The organism is Kribbella turkmenica (assembly GCF_004348725.1).
Taxonomy (GTDB): Bacteria; Actinomycetota; Actinomycetes; order Propionibacteriales; family Kribbellaceae; genus Kribbella; species Kribbella turkmenica.
Genome location: NZ_SMKR01000065.1, coordinates 1 through 16605 on the forward strand (window position 1 = coordinate 1; position 16605 = coordinate 16605).

At 69.4% G+C, this 16605-nt stretch carries 15 protein-coding genes and 1 riboswitch; of the genes, 9 read left to right on the forward strand and 6 right to left on the reverse strand.

Going from position 1 to position 16605, the window contains the following annotated elements; all coding sequences use genetic code 11:
• The first annotated feature begins 99 nt into the window (after positions 1–99).
• The 3 genes from ilvC (at position 100) to serA (ending at position 4146) form a co-directional block, all read left to right on the forward strand.
• The gene (gene ilvC, locus E1218_RS16535) at positions 100–1119 is read left to right on the forward strand and encodes a ketol-acid reductoisomerase (protein WP_132321096.1); all 1020 of its coding nucleotides are present in this window, start codon (positions 100–102) and stop codon (positions 1117–1119) included.
• A gap of 106 nt (positions 1120–1225) precedes the next feature.
• Entirely contained in the window at positions 1226–2422 is a 1197-nt protein-coding gene (locus E1218_RS16540; protein ID WP_233712272.1) for a trypsin-like peptidase domain-containing protein, read from the forward strand.
• A 125-nt stretch (positions 2423–2547) separates the two neighbouring features.
• Positions 2548–4146: a phosphoglycerate dehydrogenase gene (serA, locus tag E1218_RS16545; protein WP_132321029.1), complete on the forward strand. Its 1599-nt coding sequence runs from the start codon at positions 2548–2550 to the stop codon at positions 4144–4146.
• A gap of 109 nt (positions 4147–4255) precedes the next feature.
• On the opposite strand, the gene E1218_RS16550 is transcribed toward serA, so the two are convergent.
• Positions 4256–4822 carry an O-methyltransferase gene (locus tag E1218_RS16550; RefSeq protein ID WP_233712273.1) on the reverse strand — a complete coding sequence of 189 codons (567 nt, stop codon included), beginning with the start codon at positions 4820–4822 and terminating at the stop codon, positions 4256–4258.
• A gap of 122 nt (positions 4823–4944) precedes the next feature.
• Here E1218_RS16550 and E1218_RS16555 point away from each other — a divergent pair, with 122 nt between their 5' ends.
• From E1218_RS16555 to E1218_RS16580, 6 genes are all read left to right on the forward strand, one after another.
• Complete coding sequence (locus tag E1218_RS16555; protein WP_132321033.1) at positions 4945–5142, forward strand: hypothetical protein; 198 nt, start codon at positions 4945–4947, stop codon at positions 5140–5142.
• Positions 5139–6188 (forward strand): 3-isopropylmalate dehydrogenase, encoded by a 1050-nt coding sequence (locus E1218_RS16560; RefSeq protein ID WP_132321035.1) that lies wholly within the window; start codon positions 5139–5141, stop codon positions 6186–6188. The genes E1218_RS16555 and E1218_RS16560 overlap by 4 nt, the downstream gene beginning before the upstream one ends.
• Before the next feature lie 47 nt (positions 6189–6235).
• Positions 6236–7327 carry a branched-chain amino acid aminotransferase gene (locus E1218_RS16565; protein ID WP_132321037.1) on the forward strand — a complete coding sequence of 364 codons (1092 nt, stop codon included), beginning with the start codon at positions 6236–6238 and terminating at the stop codon, positions 7325–7327.
• Positions 7328–7457: 130 nt separating this feature from the next.
• On the forward strand, positions 7458–7856 hold the full coding sequence (locus E1218_RS16570) for a hypothetical protein (protein ID WP_132321039.1): 399 nt from the start codon (positions 7458–7460) through the stop codon (positions 7854–7856).
• Between the two features lie 226 nt (positions 7857–8082).
• Positions 8083–9672 (forward strand): citramalate synthase, encoded by a 1590-nt coding sequence (cimA, locus tag E1218_RS16575; RefSeq protein WP_132321041.1) that lies wholly within the window; start codon positions 8083–8085, stop codon positions 9670–9672.
• A complete protein-coding gene (locus E1218_RS16580) occupies positions 9669–9905 on the forward strand; it encodes a hypothetical protein (RefSeq protein WP_132321043.1) in 237 nt (78 codons plus the stop codon). Before cimA ends, E1218_RS16580 begins: the two co-directional genes overlap by 4 nt.
• A 100-nt stretch (positions 9906–10005) precedes the next feature.
• On the opposite strand, the gene E1218_RS16585 is transcribed toward E1218_RS16580, so the two are convergent.
• The 5 genes from E1218_RS16585 to E1218_RS16605 form a co-directional block, all read right to left on the reverse strand.
• On the reverse strand, positions 10006–10293 hold the full coding sequence (locus E1218_RS16585; protein WP_132321045.1) for a serine hydrolase: 288 nt from the start codon (positions 10291–10293) through the stop codon (positions 10006–10008).
• A gap of 39 nt (positions 10294–10332) precedes the next feature.
• A complete protein-coding gene (locus tag E1218_RS16590) occupies positions 10333–11400 on the reverse strand; it encodes a ribonucleotide-diphosphate reductase subunit beta (protein ID WP_202866048.1) in 1068 nt (355 codons plus the stop codon).
• The gene (locus tag E1218_RS16595) at positions 11397–14216 is read right to left on the reverse strand and encodes a ribonucleoside-diphosphate reductase subunit alpha (protein WP_202866049.1); all 2820 of its coding nucleotides are present in this window, start codon (positions 14214–14216) and stop codon (positions 11397–11399) included. The genes E1218_RS16590 and E1218_RS16595 overlap by 4 nt, the downstream gene beginning before the upstream one ends.
• Positions 14217–14349: 133 nt before the next feature.
• Positions 14350–14505, reverse strand: a riboswitch (cobalamin riboswitch).
• A gap of 75 nt (positions 14506–14580) precedes the next feature.
• Complete coding sequence (locus tag E1218_RS16600) at positions 14581–15162, reverse strand: DinB family protein (protein ID WP_132321049.1); 582 nt, start codon at positions 15160–15162, stop codon at positions 14581–14583.
• Between the two features lie 80 nt (positions 15163–15242).
• Positions 15243–16517, reverse strand: coding sequence for a Fic family protein (locus tag E1218_RS16605; RefSeq protein WP_233712275.1), 1275 nt, complete (start codon positions 16515–16517; stop codon positions 15243–15245).
• Positions 16518–16605 lie beyond the last annotated feature (88 nt).

Genomic DNA, 16605 nt, shown 5'->3' on the forward strand with positions numbered 1-16605 from the left:
GCCACGTGCCGGCCCGTGGCCCGTCAAGGCTGAGTCCGTCAGGGCTGACCGCCGTACCCCATCAACGCAAGAGGAGAAGAGCTCCAAGTGGCAGCTGAAATGTTCTACGACGACAACGCCGACCTGTCGGTGATCCAGGGCCGGCACGTGGCCGTGCTCGGCTACGGCAGCCAGGGCCACGCCCACGCGCTGTCGCTGCGCGACTCCGGTGTCGACGTCCGGGTCGGTCTGCCCGAGGGCTCGAAGAGCCGGGCCAAGGCCGAGGCCCAGGGCCTGCGGGTGCTCACCCCGGCCGAGGCCTGCGAGGAGGCCGACGTGATCGTCGTCCTCGCGCCGGACCCGGCCCAGCGCAAGCTGTACGCCGAGGCGATCGAGCCGAACCTGGTCGACGGTGACGCGCTCGTCTTCGGCCACGGCTTCAACATCCGGTTCGGCTACATCAAGCCGCCGGCCGGCGTGGACGTGTTCATGGTCGCGCCGAAGGGCCCGGGCCACCTGGTCCGCCGCGAGTACTCCGAGGGTCGCGGCGTACCGGTGCTGGTAGCGGTCGAGCAGGACGCCACCGGCAAGGCGTGGGACCTGGCGCTCTCGTACGCCAAGGGCATCGGCGGCTTGCGGGCCGGCGGTATCAAGACCACCTTCACCGAGGAGACCGAGACCGACCTGTTCGGTGAGCAGGCCGTCCTCTGCGGTGGCGTGTCGGCGCTGATCCAGGCCGGCTTCGAGACACTGACCGAGGCCGGCTACCAGCCGGAGGTCGCGTATTTCGAGTGCCTGCACGAGCTCAAGCTGATCGTCGACCTGATCTACGAAGGCGGCATCGCCAAGCAGCGCTGGTCGGTCTCCGACACCGCCGAGTACGGCGACTACGTGTCCGGCCCGCGGATCATCGACGCGTCGGTCAAGGCCCGGATGAAGGAGGTCCTCGGCGACATCACCGACGGCACCTTCGCCGCCCGGTTCATCGCCGACCAGGACGCCGGCGCGCCGGAGTTCGCCGAGTTCCGCAAGCAGAGCGAGTCGCACCCGATCGAGGGCGTCGGCAAGGAGCTGCGCGGCCTGATGGCATGGGTCAAGTCGCACGACGAGGACTACGTCGAGGGCACCGCGGCCCGCTGACGCGCACGAAGTCGAGGTCCGGGCCGCTCGGGTGGGTGGCCCGGACCTCGTCTTTTGGCACAATCAGTGACGGTTCCGATGCGGGCGGCGGGGGAGGTGACAGGTGGTGCAGGACGGCAGGCCGCTGCCGCGGCCGCCTCGGCGCGTCCCCGCGGCCGCGGCGACGCTCACCCAGCTCCAGACCAGTACGCCGCCGCGGTCACCGCAGCCGCCGGCGCGCCGGCCGTGGACGTTCGGCCGGTTCCTGGCCGGGTTCGTCGCCGTCCTGCTGATCCTCGCCGCGGGCGCCAGTGCGGGCTGGTACGTCCGTGCGCAGAGCCTGCGGATCGACACCGAGAAGGTCCTCGACTCCGTCCGCGGCGGAGTGGTCCACGTCCTCGCCACGACCTGCGAGGGGACCGGCCAGGCGACCGGCGTACTCATCGGTGACGGCCTGGTCCTGACCGCGGCGTCCGCGCTCGAGCAGCCGCTGTCGATCGTGATCGCCACCGATGACGGCCGGGTCCGCCGGGTCAACCAGCTCGGCAGGAGCGCGGACGGCGTCGCCGTGCTGCGGATGATCGGGCGGCTCGACCGCCAAACGGTTCCGCTCGCCTCCCGCACCCCTGATCCGATGGCCGAGCGCGCACTGATCGGCTACACCTCGGCCGGCGTTCTCACCTCCCGTCCGATCGGTACGACGGAGCAGCCGTTGGCGCTCAGCACGGTGATGAGCCAGTCCAAGCTCGGCGGCCCGGTCGTCGACAAGTCCGGTCACGTGGTCGGACTCGTCGCCGGCGACACGGCCCCGACCAGCGCGATCGTGTCGCTGGACCGGCTGCGGGGGTACGTCGCGCCGGAGCCGACCGGCATGACGGCCGAGCCGGGCGGCAGCTGCGAGCGATCCCGGGGTCCGCAGACCGCGGTGCTGCCGGAGCTGCTGGTCGCGAGCACCCCGCTCGCACTCGAGGCGCAGAAGCTGCTCGGCACCTACCTGACCCTGGAGAACCGGCACGACTTCGAGGCCCTGCGGCCGGTCTACTCCAAGAGCTTCGGCAAACGGCTGACGCTCGAGCGGGACCGCAACAACCACCAGACGTCGTACTTCTTCAACGCCCGGATCACCGAGGTCACCCGGGCGGGGGAGGACGGCGTCAACGTCCGGATGACGTATGCCGTGCTGTTCTCGCCGAACGCCAGCGGCGCCGACGGACAGGCCTGCAACCGGCGGGATCTGCGCTACCTGCTGGTCCGCGAGGGCGGTCAGTTGCGCATGCACGGCTCCAAGGAGATGCAGCCGGTCCAGAGCTGCGACGCCGACTGAGCGGCCGTGCCGAATCCTGGGTGCGCAGACAGGCGTTATCGGATTCGGGGTACTATCAGTGACAGCGGGCACAGCGCGGTGCTCTGACTTATGAGCCCCTACCGCTTCTGCAGGAGACTTCTCCCATGACTGACGTAACCCGGCCCGTCGTCCTGATCGCCGAAGAGCTCAGCCCGGCCACCGTCGAGGCGCTCGGCCCCGATTTCGAGATCCGGCACACCAACGGCGCCGACCGCGCCGAGCTGCTTCCGGCCATCGCCGACGTGGACGCCATCCTGATCCGCAGCGCCACCAAGGTGGACGCCGAGGCGCTGGCCGCGGCCAAGCGGCTCAAGGTCGTCGCCCGGGCCGGTGTCGGCCTGGACAACGTGGACGTGAAGGCCGCCACCCAGGCGGGCGTGATGGTGGTCAACGCGCCGACCTCCAACATCGTCAGCGCCGCCGAGCTCGCCGTCGCCCTGCTGCTGGCGACCGCGCGCCGCGTCCCGGCCGCCGACCAGTCGCTGAAGAACGGCGAGTGGAAGCGCAGCAAGTACTCCGGTGTCGAGCTGTTCGAGAAGACCGTCGGTATCGTCGGCCTGGGCAAGATCGGCGTCCTGGTCGCGCAGCGGCTGGCCGCCTTCGGCATGAACGTGATCGCCTACGACCCGTACGTGCAGGCCGGCCGGGCCGCGCAGATGGGGGTCCGGCTCGCGAGCCTGGACGAGCTGCTGTCGGTCAGCGACTTCATCTCGGTGCACCTGCCGAAGACGCCGGAGACGATCGGCCTGATCGGCGACGAGGAGCTGCACAAGGTCAAGCCCGAGGTCATCATCGTGAACGCGGCCCGCGGCGGGATCGTCGACGAGCAGGCGCTCTACTCCGCCCTCAAGGAGGGCCGGGTGGCCGGCGCCGGCCTGGACGTGTTCGCGACCGAGCCGTGCACCGACTCGCCGCTGTTCGAGTTCGAGAACGTCGTCGCCACCCCGCACCTGGGCGCCTCGACCGACGAGGCGCAGGAGAAGGCCGGGGTCGCGGTCGCCAAGTCGGTCCGGCTCGCGCTGTCGGGTGAGCTGGTCCCGGACGCGGTCAACGTCCAGGGCGGCGTGATCGCCGAGGACGTCCGGCCGGGCATCGCGCTGACCGAGAACCTCGGCCGCATCTTCACCGCGCTGGCCGGCGGCGTCGCGCAGCAGCTGGACGTCGAGGTCCGCGGCGAGATCACGCAGTACGACGTGAAGGTGCTCGAGCTCGCCGCTCTCAAGGGCGTGTTCGCGGACGTGGTCGAGGACAACGTCTCGTACGTGAACGCACCGCTGCTGGCGGCCGAGCGCGGCCTCGAGGTCCGGCTCGTCACCGACCACGACAGCCCGGAGCACCGGAACCTGATCACGCTGCGCGGCACGCTCGCCGACGGCGCCCAGGTCTCGGTCAGCGGCACGCTGGTCGGCGTCCGGCAGTCGGAGCGGCTGGTCGAGGTCGACGGGTTCGACGTCGAGATCGAGCTGTCGGCGCACCTGGCGTTCCTCACCTACGAGGACCGGCCGGGCATCGTCGGCCAGATCGGCCGGATCCTGGGCGACGCGGACGTGAACATCGCCGGCATGCAGGTCAGCCGGGACCGCAAGGGCGGCAAGGCGCTGGTCGCGCTGGCCGTCGACTCCGCGATCCCGACGACCGTCCTGGACGACATCGCGACCGCGGTCCAGGCCGACACCGCCCGTACGGTGGACCTGGACGCCTGATCAAGGGAACGACTGCTTTACTAGGAGGTAGTCAGCCGCCCGCAGGCGCATGGCGGCCGATCAGGGCCCGAGTCCAATGACTCGGGCCCGCCTCATGTGCGGGTGCGGCCTAGCGCCGCGTGGCCAGCAGGACGGCGGCGTCCGGCGCGACCATCACCTCGACGGTGGTGAAGCGCTTGTCCATCAGCCACTCCTGCCGCAGCGTGTCCACCCGGCCCTCGTACATCGGCGGCCAGAAGGCGGACGGCGTGAAGTCGTCCAGGACGACGAAGCCGCCCGGCTCGACCACGTCGGCGATGATGTCGCGGGCGGAGATCTTCGCCTCGCGCGCGTCCACGAACAGCAGGGAGAACGGCCCGCGCTCGATCAGCGCGGTCCAGTCGGCCGAGACGACCTCGATCCGCTCGTCGGCGGCGAACAGCTCCGCAACCGCCTGCGCCAGCTGCGGATCGCTCTCCGCGGTGACGATCTGCGAGCCCTCGGCAGCACCGCTGCGCAACCACGCCGACCCTACGCCGCAGCCGGTCCCGAGTTCACCGAGGAGGCCGTTCTTCGACGCGGCGAGAGTGGCGAGCAGCCGGCCGGTCTCGTTGCGGGTCGAGCTGACGAATCCCCGCCGGCCGGACAGGCTGAGGGCCGCCGACACCAGCGGCGGCAGTTCTGGAGGAGCACTCACCGGCTGAGACTCGCACAGCATCGGGCCAGAGCTGGCACCGACATCTCACATCCCGGGACAAGCTGCCCGCATAGTGGTGATTTAGTCGGACGTCAGAGTAAATTCGGAGCGTCGTGCCGCCCGTGTCTACTGTCGGCGAGACCCATCCGGAGATCACCATGTACGACATGTATCCAGCCAACTGGCCCGCGATCGACGCCCGGGAACGGAAGGCGGCCCGTCGCCGCCGCCTGGCCCGCCGCAGCGCCGACGCCGCCGAGGTGAAGGCTGCACAGGAAGCTGTCAACCGTCTCTACAACGGGGGAGAACCCAAGAAGTGAGCACGCAGAAGACCTTCAGGCTTGCCGTCGTCCCGGGGGACGGGATCGGACCCGAGGTGACCACCGAGGCGCTGAAGGTGCTCGACGCGGTCGCCGCGCAGCACGGCGTGACGTTCGAGCGGACCGAGTACGACCTCGGCGCCCGGCGCTGGCACGCGACCGGCGAGACGCTCCCGGACGCGGAGCTGGACAGCATCCGCGGCCACGACGCCATCCTGCTCGGCGCGATCGGCGACCCGACGGTACCGTCCGGCACGCTCGAGCGCGGCCTGCTGCTGAAGCTCCGGTTCACCCTGGACCACTACGTCAACCTGCGGCCGTCGAAGATCTACCCGTCCGTCGGCTCCCCGCTGGCGAACCCGGGCGAGGTCGACTTCGTCGTCGTCCGTGAGGGCACCGAGGGCCCGTACGTCGGCAACGGCGGCGCTCTGCGCGTCGGGACGCCGGCCGAGATCGCCACCGAGGTGTCGGTGAACACGGCGTACGGCGTGGAGCGGGTCGTCCGGGACGCGTTCGCCCGGGCCCAGGCGCGGCCGCGGAAGAAGCTCACCCTGGTGCACAAGAACAATGTGCTCGTGCACGCCGGCCACCTGTGGACGCGCACCGTCGACGCGGTCGCCGCGGAGTTCCCGGACATCACCGTCGACTACCTGCACGTGGACGCGGCGACCATCTTCCTGGTCACCGACCCGGCCCGGTTCGACGTGATCGTCACCGACAACCTGTTCGGCGACATCATCACCGACCTGGCCGCCGCGATCAGCGGCGGGATCGGGCTGGCCGCGAGCGCCAACATCAACCCGGACCGGACCGCGCCGAGCATGTTCGAGCCGGTGCACGGCTCCGCCCCGGACATCGCCGGCCAGCAGAAGGCGGACCCGACGGCCGCGATCCTGTCGGCCGCGCTGCTGTGCGACCACCTCGGCCTGACCGAGGCCGGCGCCGCGATCGAGGCCGCTGTCACCGCCGACATCGAGGAGCGCACCGGTGCCGCCAGGACCACGGCGGACATCGGTGACGCGATCGCCAAGCGCGCGCTGGGCTGAGAGGCGGACGCTCGCATGACCACTCGGCCAAGAGGTACGGTGCGGCTATGAGCGCCGATCTACAGTTCACCGTTGAGCCAAACACCCAACCGGCCAGCGACGACCAGCGCGCCGCGATCCTGGCGAACCCGGGATTCGGGCAGAACTTCTCCGACCACATGGCGATCGCCACCTGGGACCGGGAGAACGGCTGGCACGACGCGAGGATCACCGCCTTCGGGCCGCTGGAGCTGTCTCCGGCCACCGCGGTGTTCCACTACGCCCAGACCATCTTCGAGGGGATGAAGGCCTACCGGCATCCCGACGACTCGATCCACATGTTCCGCCCGGAGGCGAACGCGGCCCGGTTCGCGAAGTCCGCGCACCGGCTCGCGCTGCCGGAACTGCCCGAGGCGGCGTTCCTCGACTCGCTGCACAAGCTGGTCGAGCTGGACAAGGCCTGGGTGCCCGGCGGCGGTGAGACGTCGCTCTACCTGCGCCCGTTCATGTTCGGCTCGGACCCGTTCCTCGGCGTCCGCCCGTCGGCGCAGGTCACCTACTGCGTGATCGCCTCGCCGGCCGGCTCCTACTTCGCGAACGGCGTCAAGCCGGTCCGGATCTGGTTGAGCGAGGAGTACACCCGGGCTGCCCCCGGTGGCACCGGCGCGGCGAAGACGGGCGGCAACTACGCCTCGTCACTGCTCGCCCAGGCCGAGGCCATCGAACAGGGCTGCGACCAGGTCGCGTTCCTCGACGCGGTTGAGAAGACCTGGATCGAGGAGCTCGGCGGGATGAACCTGTACTTCGTCCTCGACGACGACTCCGTGGTCACCCCGGAGCTGTCCGGCACGATTCTCGAGGGCGTCACCCGGGACTCGATCCTCAAGCTCGTCACCGACCTCGGCTACCACGTGGCCGAGCGGAAGATCTCGATCGACGAGTGGCGTGACGGCGCCGCCTCGGGCCGGATCCGCGAGGTGTTCGCCTGCGGGACGGCCGCGGTGATCACGCCGGTGGCGTCGCTGAAGTGGAAGGGCGGCGAGGTGCAGGTGGCCGACGGCAACGGTGGTCCGGTGACCGCCGCGGTCCGCAGTGCCCTGCTCGACGTCCAGTACGGCCGCGCCGCCGACCCGCACGGCTGGATGACCCGCGTCTGCTGACCGACGAGCTGCCTGTCGACGACCCGCTCCGGCGCTGGAGCGGGTCGTCGGCTTTCACAGCATCTTTTCAGGTCGGTGCCGTGGACCGACGGTCGCAGTACGGCCACGGGTTTCGGTAGGGTCGGGGCCCATGAGCAGCTTCCCCGACGACGTCGAGGCCTACTACGCGGAGCTGGCCGAGCGGCGTGACTGGTCGCCTGAGACAGCGGCGGCGATACGGTCCACCGTCGAGCTGATCCGGGATCTCGACCGCGGTACGGCGCCGCGCACGTACGGCGCGCTGGCCGACGACGAGGGCACCGACTGGCTGTACGAGGCGGTCTGGCACGAGCGGGAGTGGGTCGTGGTCCGCCAGCTCGGCGCGGCCGAGGACGGCACGATCACGCGGTACTGGTGGCAGCGGCTCGAGGACGACGAGGGAATGCTCACGGACCAGGCGCTGGACCGGGACAGGTGGGGCCTGCGTCCGCTCAGCCGTGAGGACTTCTACACCGCCTGGGACGACCCCGGCTGGTCGCTCACCGCCTGATTGCTGGACTCTGCGGCACTCCGCAGTACTGAATGTTCGTGATTCGAGACGTTCCCGCCACCTCGTGGACATGTTGTGGCAGACTGCCGAATGTCATGAAGAACTACCGGGTCATTATTCCCTAGGCGCGCTCAGCAAGCTGTACCTGAGCGCGCAGACCTCTCGCACCGTGCGGGAGGTTTTTTGTTTGCCCGGCACGTTCGCCCAGCCCCTCGGAAGGCCGACCATGAGCATCTCGGACGAGTTCCACGTCTACGACACCACCCTGCGCGACGGCGCGCAGCAGGAGGGCTTGGCGCTGTCCGTGGCCGACAAGATCGCCATCGCGCAGCACCTGGACGACCTGGGAGTCGGCTTCATCGAGGGCGGCTGGCCGGGCGCGGTGCCGAAGGACACCGAGTTCTTCGAGCGGGCGCGGACCGAGCTGCACCTGCGGAACGCGACGTTCGCCGCCTTCGGCGCGACCTGCAAGCCCGGGAGCGCAGCCGCGGACGACCAGCAGGTCGCGGCGCTGCGCGAGTCCGGCGCCGCGGTCGTCACACTCGTTGCCAAGAGCCACGACGCCCACGTCGAACGCGCCTTGCGTACGACGCTCGACGAGAACCTCCGGATGGTCATCGACACGGTCCGGCACCTGCGCGAGAACGGCCAGCGGGTGTTCCTCGACACCGAGCACTTCTTCGACGGCTACCGCGCCAACCGTGCCTACGCGCTGGAGGTGGTCCGGGTAGCCGCCGAGGCCGGCGCCGACGTGGTCGCCTTGTGCGACACCAACGGTGGCACGCTGCCGCGCGAGTTGCAGGAGATCGTCCGCGACGTCCTCGAGTCCACCGGCGCACGTCTCGGCATCCATTGTCACAACGACGCCGGCTGCGCGGTGGCGAACTCGATCGCCGCCGTCGAGGCCGGCGTCACGCACGTCCAGGGCACAATCAACGGGTACGGCGAACGCACCGGCAACGCCGACCTGCTCGCGATCGTCGCGAACCTCGAGCTGAAGCGGTCGATGGAGCTGCTGCCACCGGGCCGGCTGGCGGAGTCGTTCCGGATCGCGCACGCGATCGCCGAAGTGACGAACGTGCCGCCGTCGACCCGGCAGCCGTACGTCGGTGTGTCCGCCTTCGCCCACAAGGCGGGGTTGCACGCCAGTGCCATCAAGGTGGATCCGGACCTCTACCAGCACACCGATCCCGCCCTGGTGGGCAACGACATGCGGATGCTCGTCTCCGAGATGGCCGGCCGGGCGAGCGTCGAGCTGAAGGGCCGCGAGCTCGGGTTCGACCTCGGCAACGACCGCGAACTGGTCAGCCGGGTGACCGAGCGGGTCAAGGAGATGGAGGCCCGCGGGTACACCTTCGAGGCCGCGGACGCGTCGTTCGAGCTGCTGCTGACCGAGGAGGTCACCGGCCGCCGGGCCAGCTTCTTCGACGTGGAGTCCTGGCGGGTGATCACCGAGTCGCGCGCCGACGGCGAGGCGGTGTCGGAGTCGACCGTGAAACTGGTCGCGGCCGGAGAGCGGGAGATCGTCACCGGTGAGGGCAACGGCCCCGTGAACGCCCTCGACCACGCGCTGCGGACCGCGATCGAGCGGGCGTACCCGGTGGTGAACAAGTTCGAACTGGTCGACTACAAGGTCCGCATCCTCGACCAGGGCCACGGCACGGACGCGGTGATCAGAGTCCTCATCGAGACCGCGGACGGTGAGGGGTCCTGGGTGACGGTCGGAGTCGGCCACAACATCGTCGAGGCGTCCTGGGAGGCACTCGTCGACGGCGTCACCTACGGGCTGCTCCGCCACAAGGAGGCCGCCCGATGAGCCTGGTCGCGGTCGAACGCACTGTCACCGTCTTCACCGCGCGCGTGGTCGAGACCGGCGGCCTGCTAGCGCGGATCGCCGTACTCCTCAACCCGTACGACGTCCGCGAGCTGTCGCTGTCGCTCGACGACTGCACGCTGAGCATCACCGTCGAGGGCGACGGCTTCGACGCCGGCCGGGTCGCCGCCAGGCTGGCGAAGATCATCGGCGTGCTCGAGGTCGACTACCGCTGATCCGTCGTCTCGAGGTCGAGAGCGAGCGCGGCGGTCCAGAAGAAGGTCCGCGCGGATCGCCTCAGCCGATTCGTCCTCGATCGGGCACCGCGCGTCATCGTCAGCGACTGACGCCAGGTGTGCGGTTCCCTCGCAGAGCCGGCAGTACGCCGCCGACCGGACTGTCCAACTGCGGGAGAAGGCCACGTGCCGCAACTACGCCCAGAACGGTCGCCAGCACGCTCTTTGTCACCGAGAACACGTCCGAGACCGACGGCCCGCGGAGCTGCTCGTCGACGACGACCGAACCGCGAACGACGACCTGCAGATGACTCGTACGCGCGTACGGCGGGTCGCTCGTCGCCGCGGCGAGCACCTCCCGCGCCGCGGCGAGGACGTCAGTGGGCATGGCGCGCACCGCCGATCGGCAGTGCGCGCCACCTGTCCATCAGTCCCAACTCAGTCCGCTCGACGACTGGTACTCGATCACGCGGGTCTCGAAGAAGTTCTTCTCCTTCTTCAGGTCCATCACCTCCGACATCCAGCCGAACGGGTTCCGGGTCTCGCCGAAGATCGGGGCGAGACCGATCTGCTCGGCGCGGCGGTCGGTGATGAAGTGCATGTACTGCTCGCACAGCTCCGCCGTCAGCCCGAGCATGCCGTTCGGCATCGTCGCACGCCCGTAGGCCACCTCGAGCTCACAGGCCTCGGTCAGCATCTGCCGCACCTCGGCCTGGAAGGCGGCCGTCCACAGGTGCGGGTTCTCCTGCCTGATCTGGTTGATGCAGTCGATGCCGAAGTTCAGGTGGATCGACTCGTCCCGCAAGATGTACTGGTACTGCTCGGCGATCCCGACCATCTTGTTCCGCCGCCCGAGCGACAGGATCTGCGCGAACCCGGTGTAGAACCACATCCCCTCGAACACCACGTAGAACGCGATCAGGTCGCGCAGGAACGCGGTGTCGGCCTCGGGCGTGCCGGTCCGGAAATCCGGATCCTCCAGGTGCTGGGTGTACTTCAGCGCCCAGGCGTCCTTGTCCGAGATCGACGGGACCTCGCGGTACATGTTGAACAACTCGCCCTCGTCCAGGCCGAGCGACGTACAGATGTACTGGAAGGTGTGCGTGTGCACGGCCTCCTCGAAGGCCTGGCGCAGGAGGTACTGCCGGCATTCGGGGTTGGTCAGCTGCCGGTACACGGCCAGCACGATGTTGTTCGCGACCAGGGACTCCGCGGTGGCGAAGAAGCCGAGGTTGCGCTTCAGCATCATCCGCTCGTCCTCGGTCAGGCCGTCGCGGGCTTCCGATGGACGCCGCCACAGGGCTATGTCGGCCTGCATGGACACCTCGGTCGGCATCCAGTGGTTGTTGCACCCGGCCAGGTACTTGTCCCATGCCCAGCGGTACTTCAGCGGCAGCAACTGGTTGACGTCGGCGCGGGCGTTGATCATCGCCTTGTCGTCGACGTGCACCCGGTCCGCGCCGAGCGCGATCTCACCCAGTCCGGTCGTCGTCACTGGCAGGCCTCGCAGTCGGGGTCGTCGAGGGAGCACACGGCTCCGGTCGGCTCGGGCAGGGCAACGGGTACGGCGTTGAGCCGACCGTCAGTGCCCTTCAGCGTGGACTTCTCCACGTGGGTCGCTGACTGGGAACGCAGGTAATAAGTCGTCTTGAGGCCATGACGCCATGCCGACCGGTACAGCTCGTCGAGCGCCCGCCCCGACGGCGCGGACATGTACAGGTTCAGCGACTGCGCCTGGTCGATCCACTTCTGCCGCCGCGACGCGGCCTGCACCAGCCACTGCGGGTCGATCTCGAACGCGGTCGCGTACAGCTCCCGCAGGTCGGCGGGCATCCGCTCGATCCCGGTCAGGATGCCGTCGTGGTACTTCAGGTCCGAGACCATCACCTGGTCCCAGAGCCCGCGTGCCTTCAGGTCGGCGACCAGATACGGGTTCGCCACGGTGAACTCGCCGGACATGTTCGATTTCACGAACAGGTTGCTGTACGCCGGCTCGATCGACTGGCTGACTCCGCAGATGTTGGAGATCGTCGCGGTCGGCGCGATCGCCATCACGTTGGAGTTCCGCATCCCGTGCCGAAGCACCTTCGCCCGCAGTGTGTGCCAGTCGAGCTGCTTGCCCTGGTCAACGATCACGTCGCCGTTCCGGGCGGTTCGCAGCAGCTCGAGCGAGTCGATCGGCAGAATCCCCTGGCTCCACAGCGAACCGTCGTACGACGAGTAGCGGCCACGCTCGGCGGCGAGGTCGCTGGACGCCTCGATCGCGTGGTAGCTGATCTGCTCCATCGAGCTGTCGGCGAACGCGACCGCCGCGTCCGAGGAGTACGGGATCCGCAGCGCGAACAGCGCGTCGGCGAAGCCCATCAGCCCGAGACCGACCGGGCGGTGCCGCTGGTTGGCACGCTCGGACTCCGGCGTGGTGTAGAAGTTCACGTCGATGACGTTGTCGAGCATCCGGACCGCCGTCTTGACGGTGTCGCGGAGCAGGTCGGCGTCCAGGCCGCCGCCGGTCAGGTGCGCGACCAGGTTGACCGAGCCGAGGTTGCAGACGGCCGTCTCGTCGACGGTCGTGTTCAGGGTGATCTCGGTGCACAGGTTCGACGAGTGGACCACGCCGTCGTGCTGCTGCGGCGACCGCAGGTTGCAGGCGTCCTTGAAGGTGATCCACGGGTGCCCGGTCTCGAACAGCACGGTCAGCATCCGCCGCCACAGCTCGACCGCGCGGACCCGCCGGAACACCCTGATCTCACCGCGGTCCGCGGCATCCTCGTATCGCTGGTAGGCCTCGGCGAACTCGGCGCCGTACAGATCGTGCAGGTCGGGGACCTCGTCCGGGGAGAAGAGCGTCCACCGGCCGTCCGCCTCGACCCGCTGCATGAACAGGTCGGGCACCCAGTTCGCCGTGTTCATGTCGTGGGTCCGGCGGCGCTCGTCACCGGTGTTCTTGCGGAGGTCGAGGAACTCCTCGATGTCGATGTGCCAGGTCTCGAGGTAGGCGCAGACCGCCCCCTTGCGCTTGCCGCCCTGGTTGACCGCGACCGCGGTGTCGTTCACGATCTTCAGGAACGGTACGACGCCCTGCGACTCCCCGTTGGTCCCGCGGATCTTGGCACCGATCCCACGCACCGGCGTCCAGTCGTTGCCGAGGCCGCCGGAGTACTTGGCGAGCAGGGCGTTGTTGCGGATCTTGGTGAAGATGCCGGCGAGGTCGTCCTCGACCGTGGTCAGGAAGCACGACGACAGCTGCGGCCGGGTGGTGCCGGAGTTGAACAGCGTCGGCGTCGACGACATGAACCGGAACGAGCTGAGCAGCTCGTAGAACTCGATCGCCCGCGCCTCCCGGTCGTCCTCGCGCAGCGCCATCCCCATCGCGACCCGGAGGAAGAACACCTGCGGCAACTCGTACCGGATCTTGTCGATGTGCAGCAGGTACCGGTCGTACAGCGTCTGCAGGCCGAGGAACGCGAAGTCCAGGTCCCGCTCCGGCCGGATCGCCGCGGCGAGTCTGGTCAGGTCGAACTGCGCCAGCTCAGGGTCGAGCTGCCCCGCCTCGATCCCGGTCCGGATGTACTCCGGGAAGTACGCCGGGTACGCGGTGGTCATGTCGGCCTGGCTCGCCTGGCGGGGCTCACCATGGACGCGGCCGAGCGCCTCGCGGCGGATCTGGTCCAGCAGCAGCCGGGACGCGGCGATGCTGTACTGCGGCTCGGTCTCCACGCACGACCGGGCGGCCATCACCAGCGCCAGCTCCACCTCGTGCTGCGCCATGCCGTCGTAGCAGGAGCCGAGGGTCTCGTCGAGGATGAGCTCGGGGTCGACCGCCTCCAGGCCGTCGGCCGCCTCGGCGACGATCACTCGCAGCCGGTCCACGTCGAGCGCGGCCGAGCTGCCGTCGGCGGCGCGGACCGAGATCGCCGGCTTGTCGACGATGCCGGCCGGGTCGGCAGGGGTGCGGGCCTTGGCGCGCTCCTCGCGGTAGAGGACGTACGCACGGGCGACCTGGTGCTCACCGGCGCGCATCAGCGCCAGCTCGACCTGGTCCTGGATGTCCTCGACCTGCACGCTGCGGCGGGCGTCACCGCGGCTGGTGAGGGCCTCGACGACCCGGCCGGTCAGGTCGGCCACCAGGTCCCGGACCCGGTGGGTCGTGCCGGCCTCGGCACCTTCGACGGCGAGGAACGCCTTGGTCATGGCGACGGCGATCTTCGACTGGTCGAACGCCGTACTGCTGCCGTCGCGGCGGACGACGGTCAGCTCGATCGACCTGGACGGCAGGTCGGCCGCCGGTCGTGATGAGGAAGTGACGGTCACAGATGCTCTTTCCACGCGAGTTCGGAGGCCCGCGCCTCGAGGGCGGAGAGTGTGACGGGACAGTCGGCACCGGCCGGGATCACCGCTGTCACGCCCTGCGACCCGCCCTCGAGGTCTCGGACCGCGTGCACCGGCGGTGCACGCGCCGGTGGCAGGTATCCGGACTCGCGGACGTCTTCCGCTCACCGTTGCGGGGCAGCTCCGGATTCGCACCGGATTCCCCTGTTGCCTCGACGTCACCCACATCTTGTGGTGTTGGTGACTCCGAACCACCAGCTGTAGTGATGCTAGGTGGCCGATCCGACATTTTGTGGCAACGCCACGCGGCGTGTCGCACATCTTGTCGTCTCGGGTCACGCCGACCTCAGGCCGCCGCCGCGTAGAGGTCCTGCAGCGTCATGATCTCCGAGCCGTGGTGGATCAGCTCGCGGTTCAGCCGCAGTACGACGTGGCCGAAGGGCTCGGCGGCGTCGAGCTCGGTCGCCTGGCTGAGGCCGACCGTCGTCACCTGCTCCTCGTCCAGGGCAGCGATCGACTCCTGCCAAGCGTCCACCCAGTGCGTCAGCCAGGCGACCGCGTCGCGGGCGTTGCCGTGCAGGGTGATGTCGGCCCGGCCCTGGCGGCGCTCGCCGAACGTCCACTCCCAGCGCTCGAAGAACTGCTCGGTCAGGTGCGCGATCAGCCAGGCGATCGTGCGCGGACCGCGATGGTCCGGCTCGTCGGGCCACTGGGCGACCCACTCCCCGGAGCCGAGTGAGCGGAACCGGCCGGTGTGGTGCCGCCGGACGACGGTCAGCGCCCCGCCGCCCGGCTGCCAGAAGTACTGCTCGTCGGTCAGCTCGGCGAGCCGGCCGGACAACACCATCCAGCTGAAGCCGAGCTGGCCGCGGACCATCGCCATCGCCGACGGGCGGTGCAGGATGTCCCAGTCGAAGGGCTCCGGCATCACTCTCTTCACGCTCCCGGTCGAGATTTGCAGCAGGATCGAACATGTGTTCGAATTGTTGCCCGACGGGGAGGAGAAAGTCAATGACGACGGCGTGTTGGTACTGGTCTCGACGGTACGGGTCTGCTAGGCGGTTCGATCCTGGTGTCGGCCGCCGGGCTGGCGAAGCGGCGTTCCAGCAGGGTGAAGGCGTCGATCAGTTCGGGCGCCTCGTAGATCCGGTTCCGTCGACCGTCGGTGACCTCGCGCAGTACGCGGGCTTCGACCAGTCGGGCCAGCGCCTGGTTGGCGGCCTGTTGCGACCGGTCGATCAGCCGGGCCGCGCCGGCCAGGGTGAGCACCGGCGCGGCAGGCAGCGTCTCGATCAGCAGTTCGACCGCCGACCCCGCCCGGACCGGCGCCGCGCGTTCACGCCAGGCGTCCTTGAGGTCGGCCGCGGCCCGTTCGAAGCCGGCCGCCTCGGCGGTGGCGTGACTGCAGGCGGCGGCGAACAGGAGCAGCCACTGGTTGGCTGCCGTCCGCGCCCGCGGACCCGTCGGCTTGCCGACGTGGCGGAACGCCGTGAGGGCCTCGACGTACTGGGCGGCGTGCGTGGCGAGCGACAGCGACACCGGCGGGACGGTGCGCTGGACCAGACCGTCCGCCCGGAGGATGAGGTGAATCAACGCCCGCCCGGTCCGGCCGTTGCCGTCGGCAAACGGATGGACGGACTCGAACTGGGCGTGCGCGATCGCCGTCTTCGCCAGCACCGGCAGCCGGGACTCGCGGACGAACGTCATCAGATCGGCCAGCAGTTCGGGAATCAGATGCGCCGGCGGTGGGACGTAGTAGGCCTCGGCGGGGGACCGGCCGCCGATCCAGTTCTGCAAGTAGCGGATCTCGCCGCCGAGCTCGGGGTTCGGCGAGTGGGCCATCAGCCGGCGGTGCGCCTCCAGCAGATGCTCGATCTCGAGCTTGTCGCCGGCCTGGACGGACTCGGTCACCCAGGTCATCGCGTCGACCGCGCCGAGCACCTCTTCGGCGGTGACGTCCTGCTGCCGCTCCCGCAGTACTTCGGCCTTCAGCAAGCGGCGTGCGCCGACGACCAGGCCCTCGATCTGCGACGAGCCCACCGCTTCGGCCCGGAGCAGCAGTCGCGCCAGCGCCTCGCTGTTCGTCAGGACGGCGGCCGTCGCGTCGAGCCGGCCGAGATCCCCGGCCGCGTCCTCCAACGCGGCCAGCACCTCGTCGCTCAGGTCGAACGCCCGCCCGGTCAGCGGATCCGGGAAGTACAGCTCGTACGAACCGCCCAGCCGCTCCGCCCGGGTGAACCCGTCCGGATGCCCGGGCCACCGGTGCAACTCCACCCGCGCCATGATCACGTCCCTTCCTTGTTCAAGCTTACGTCACAATCTTGAATATGGCGTGACCGTGGTGTGGACCTGGGATTGGGCAGACTGGGTG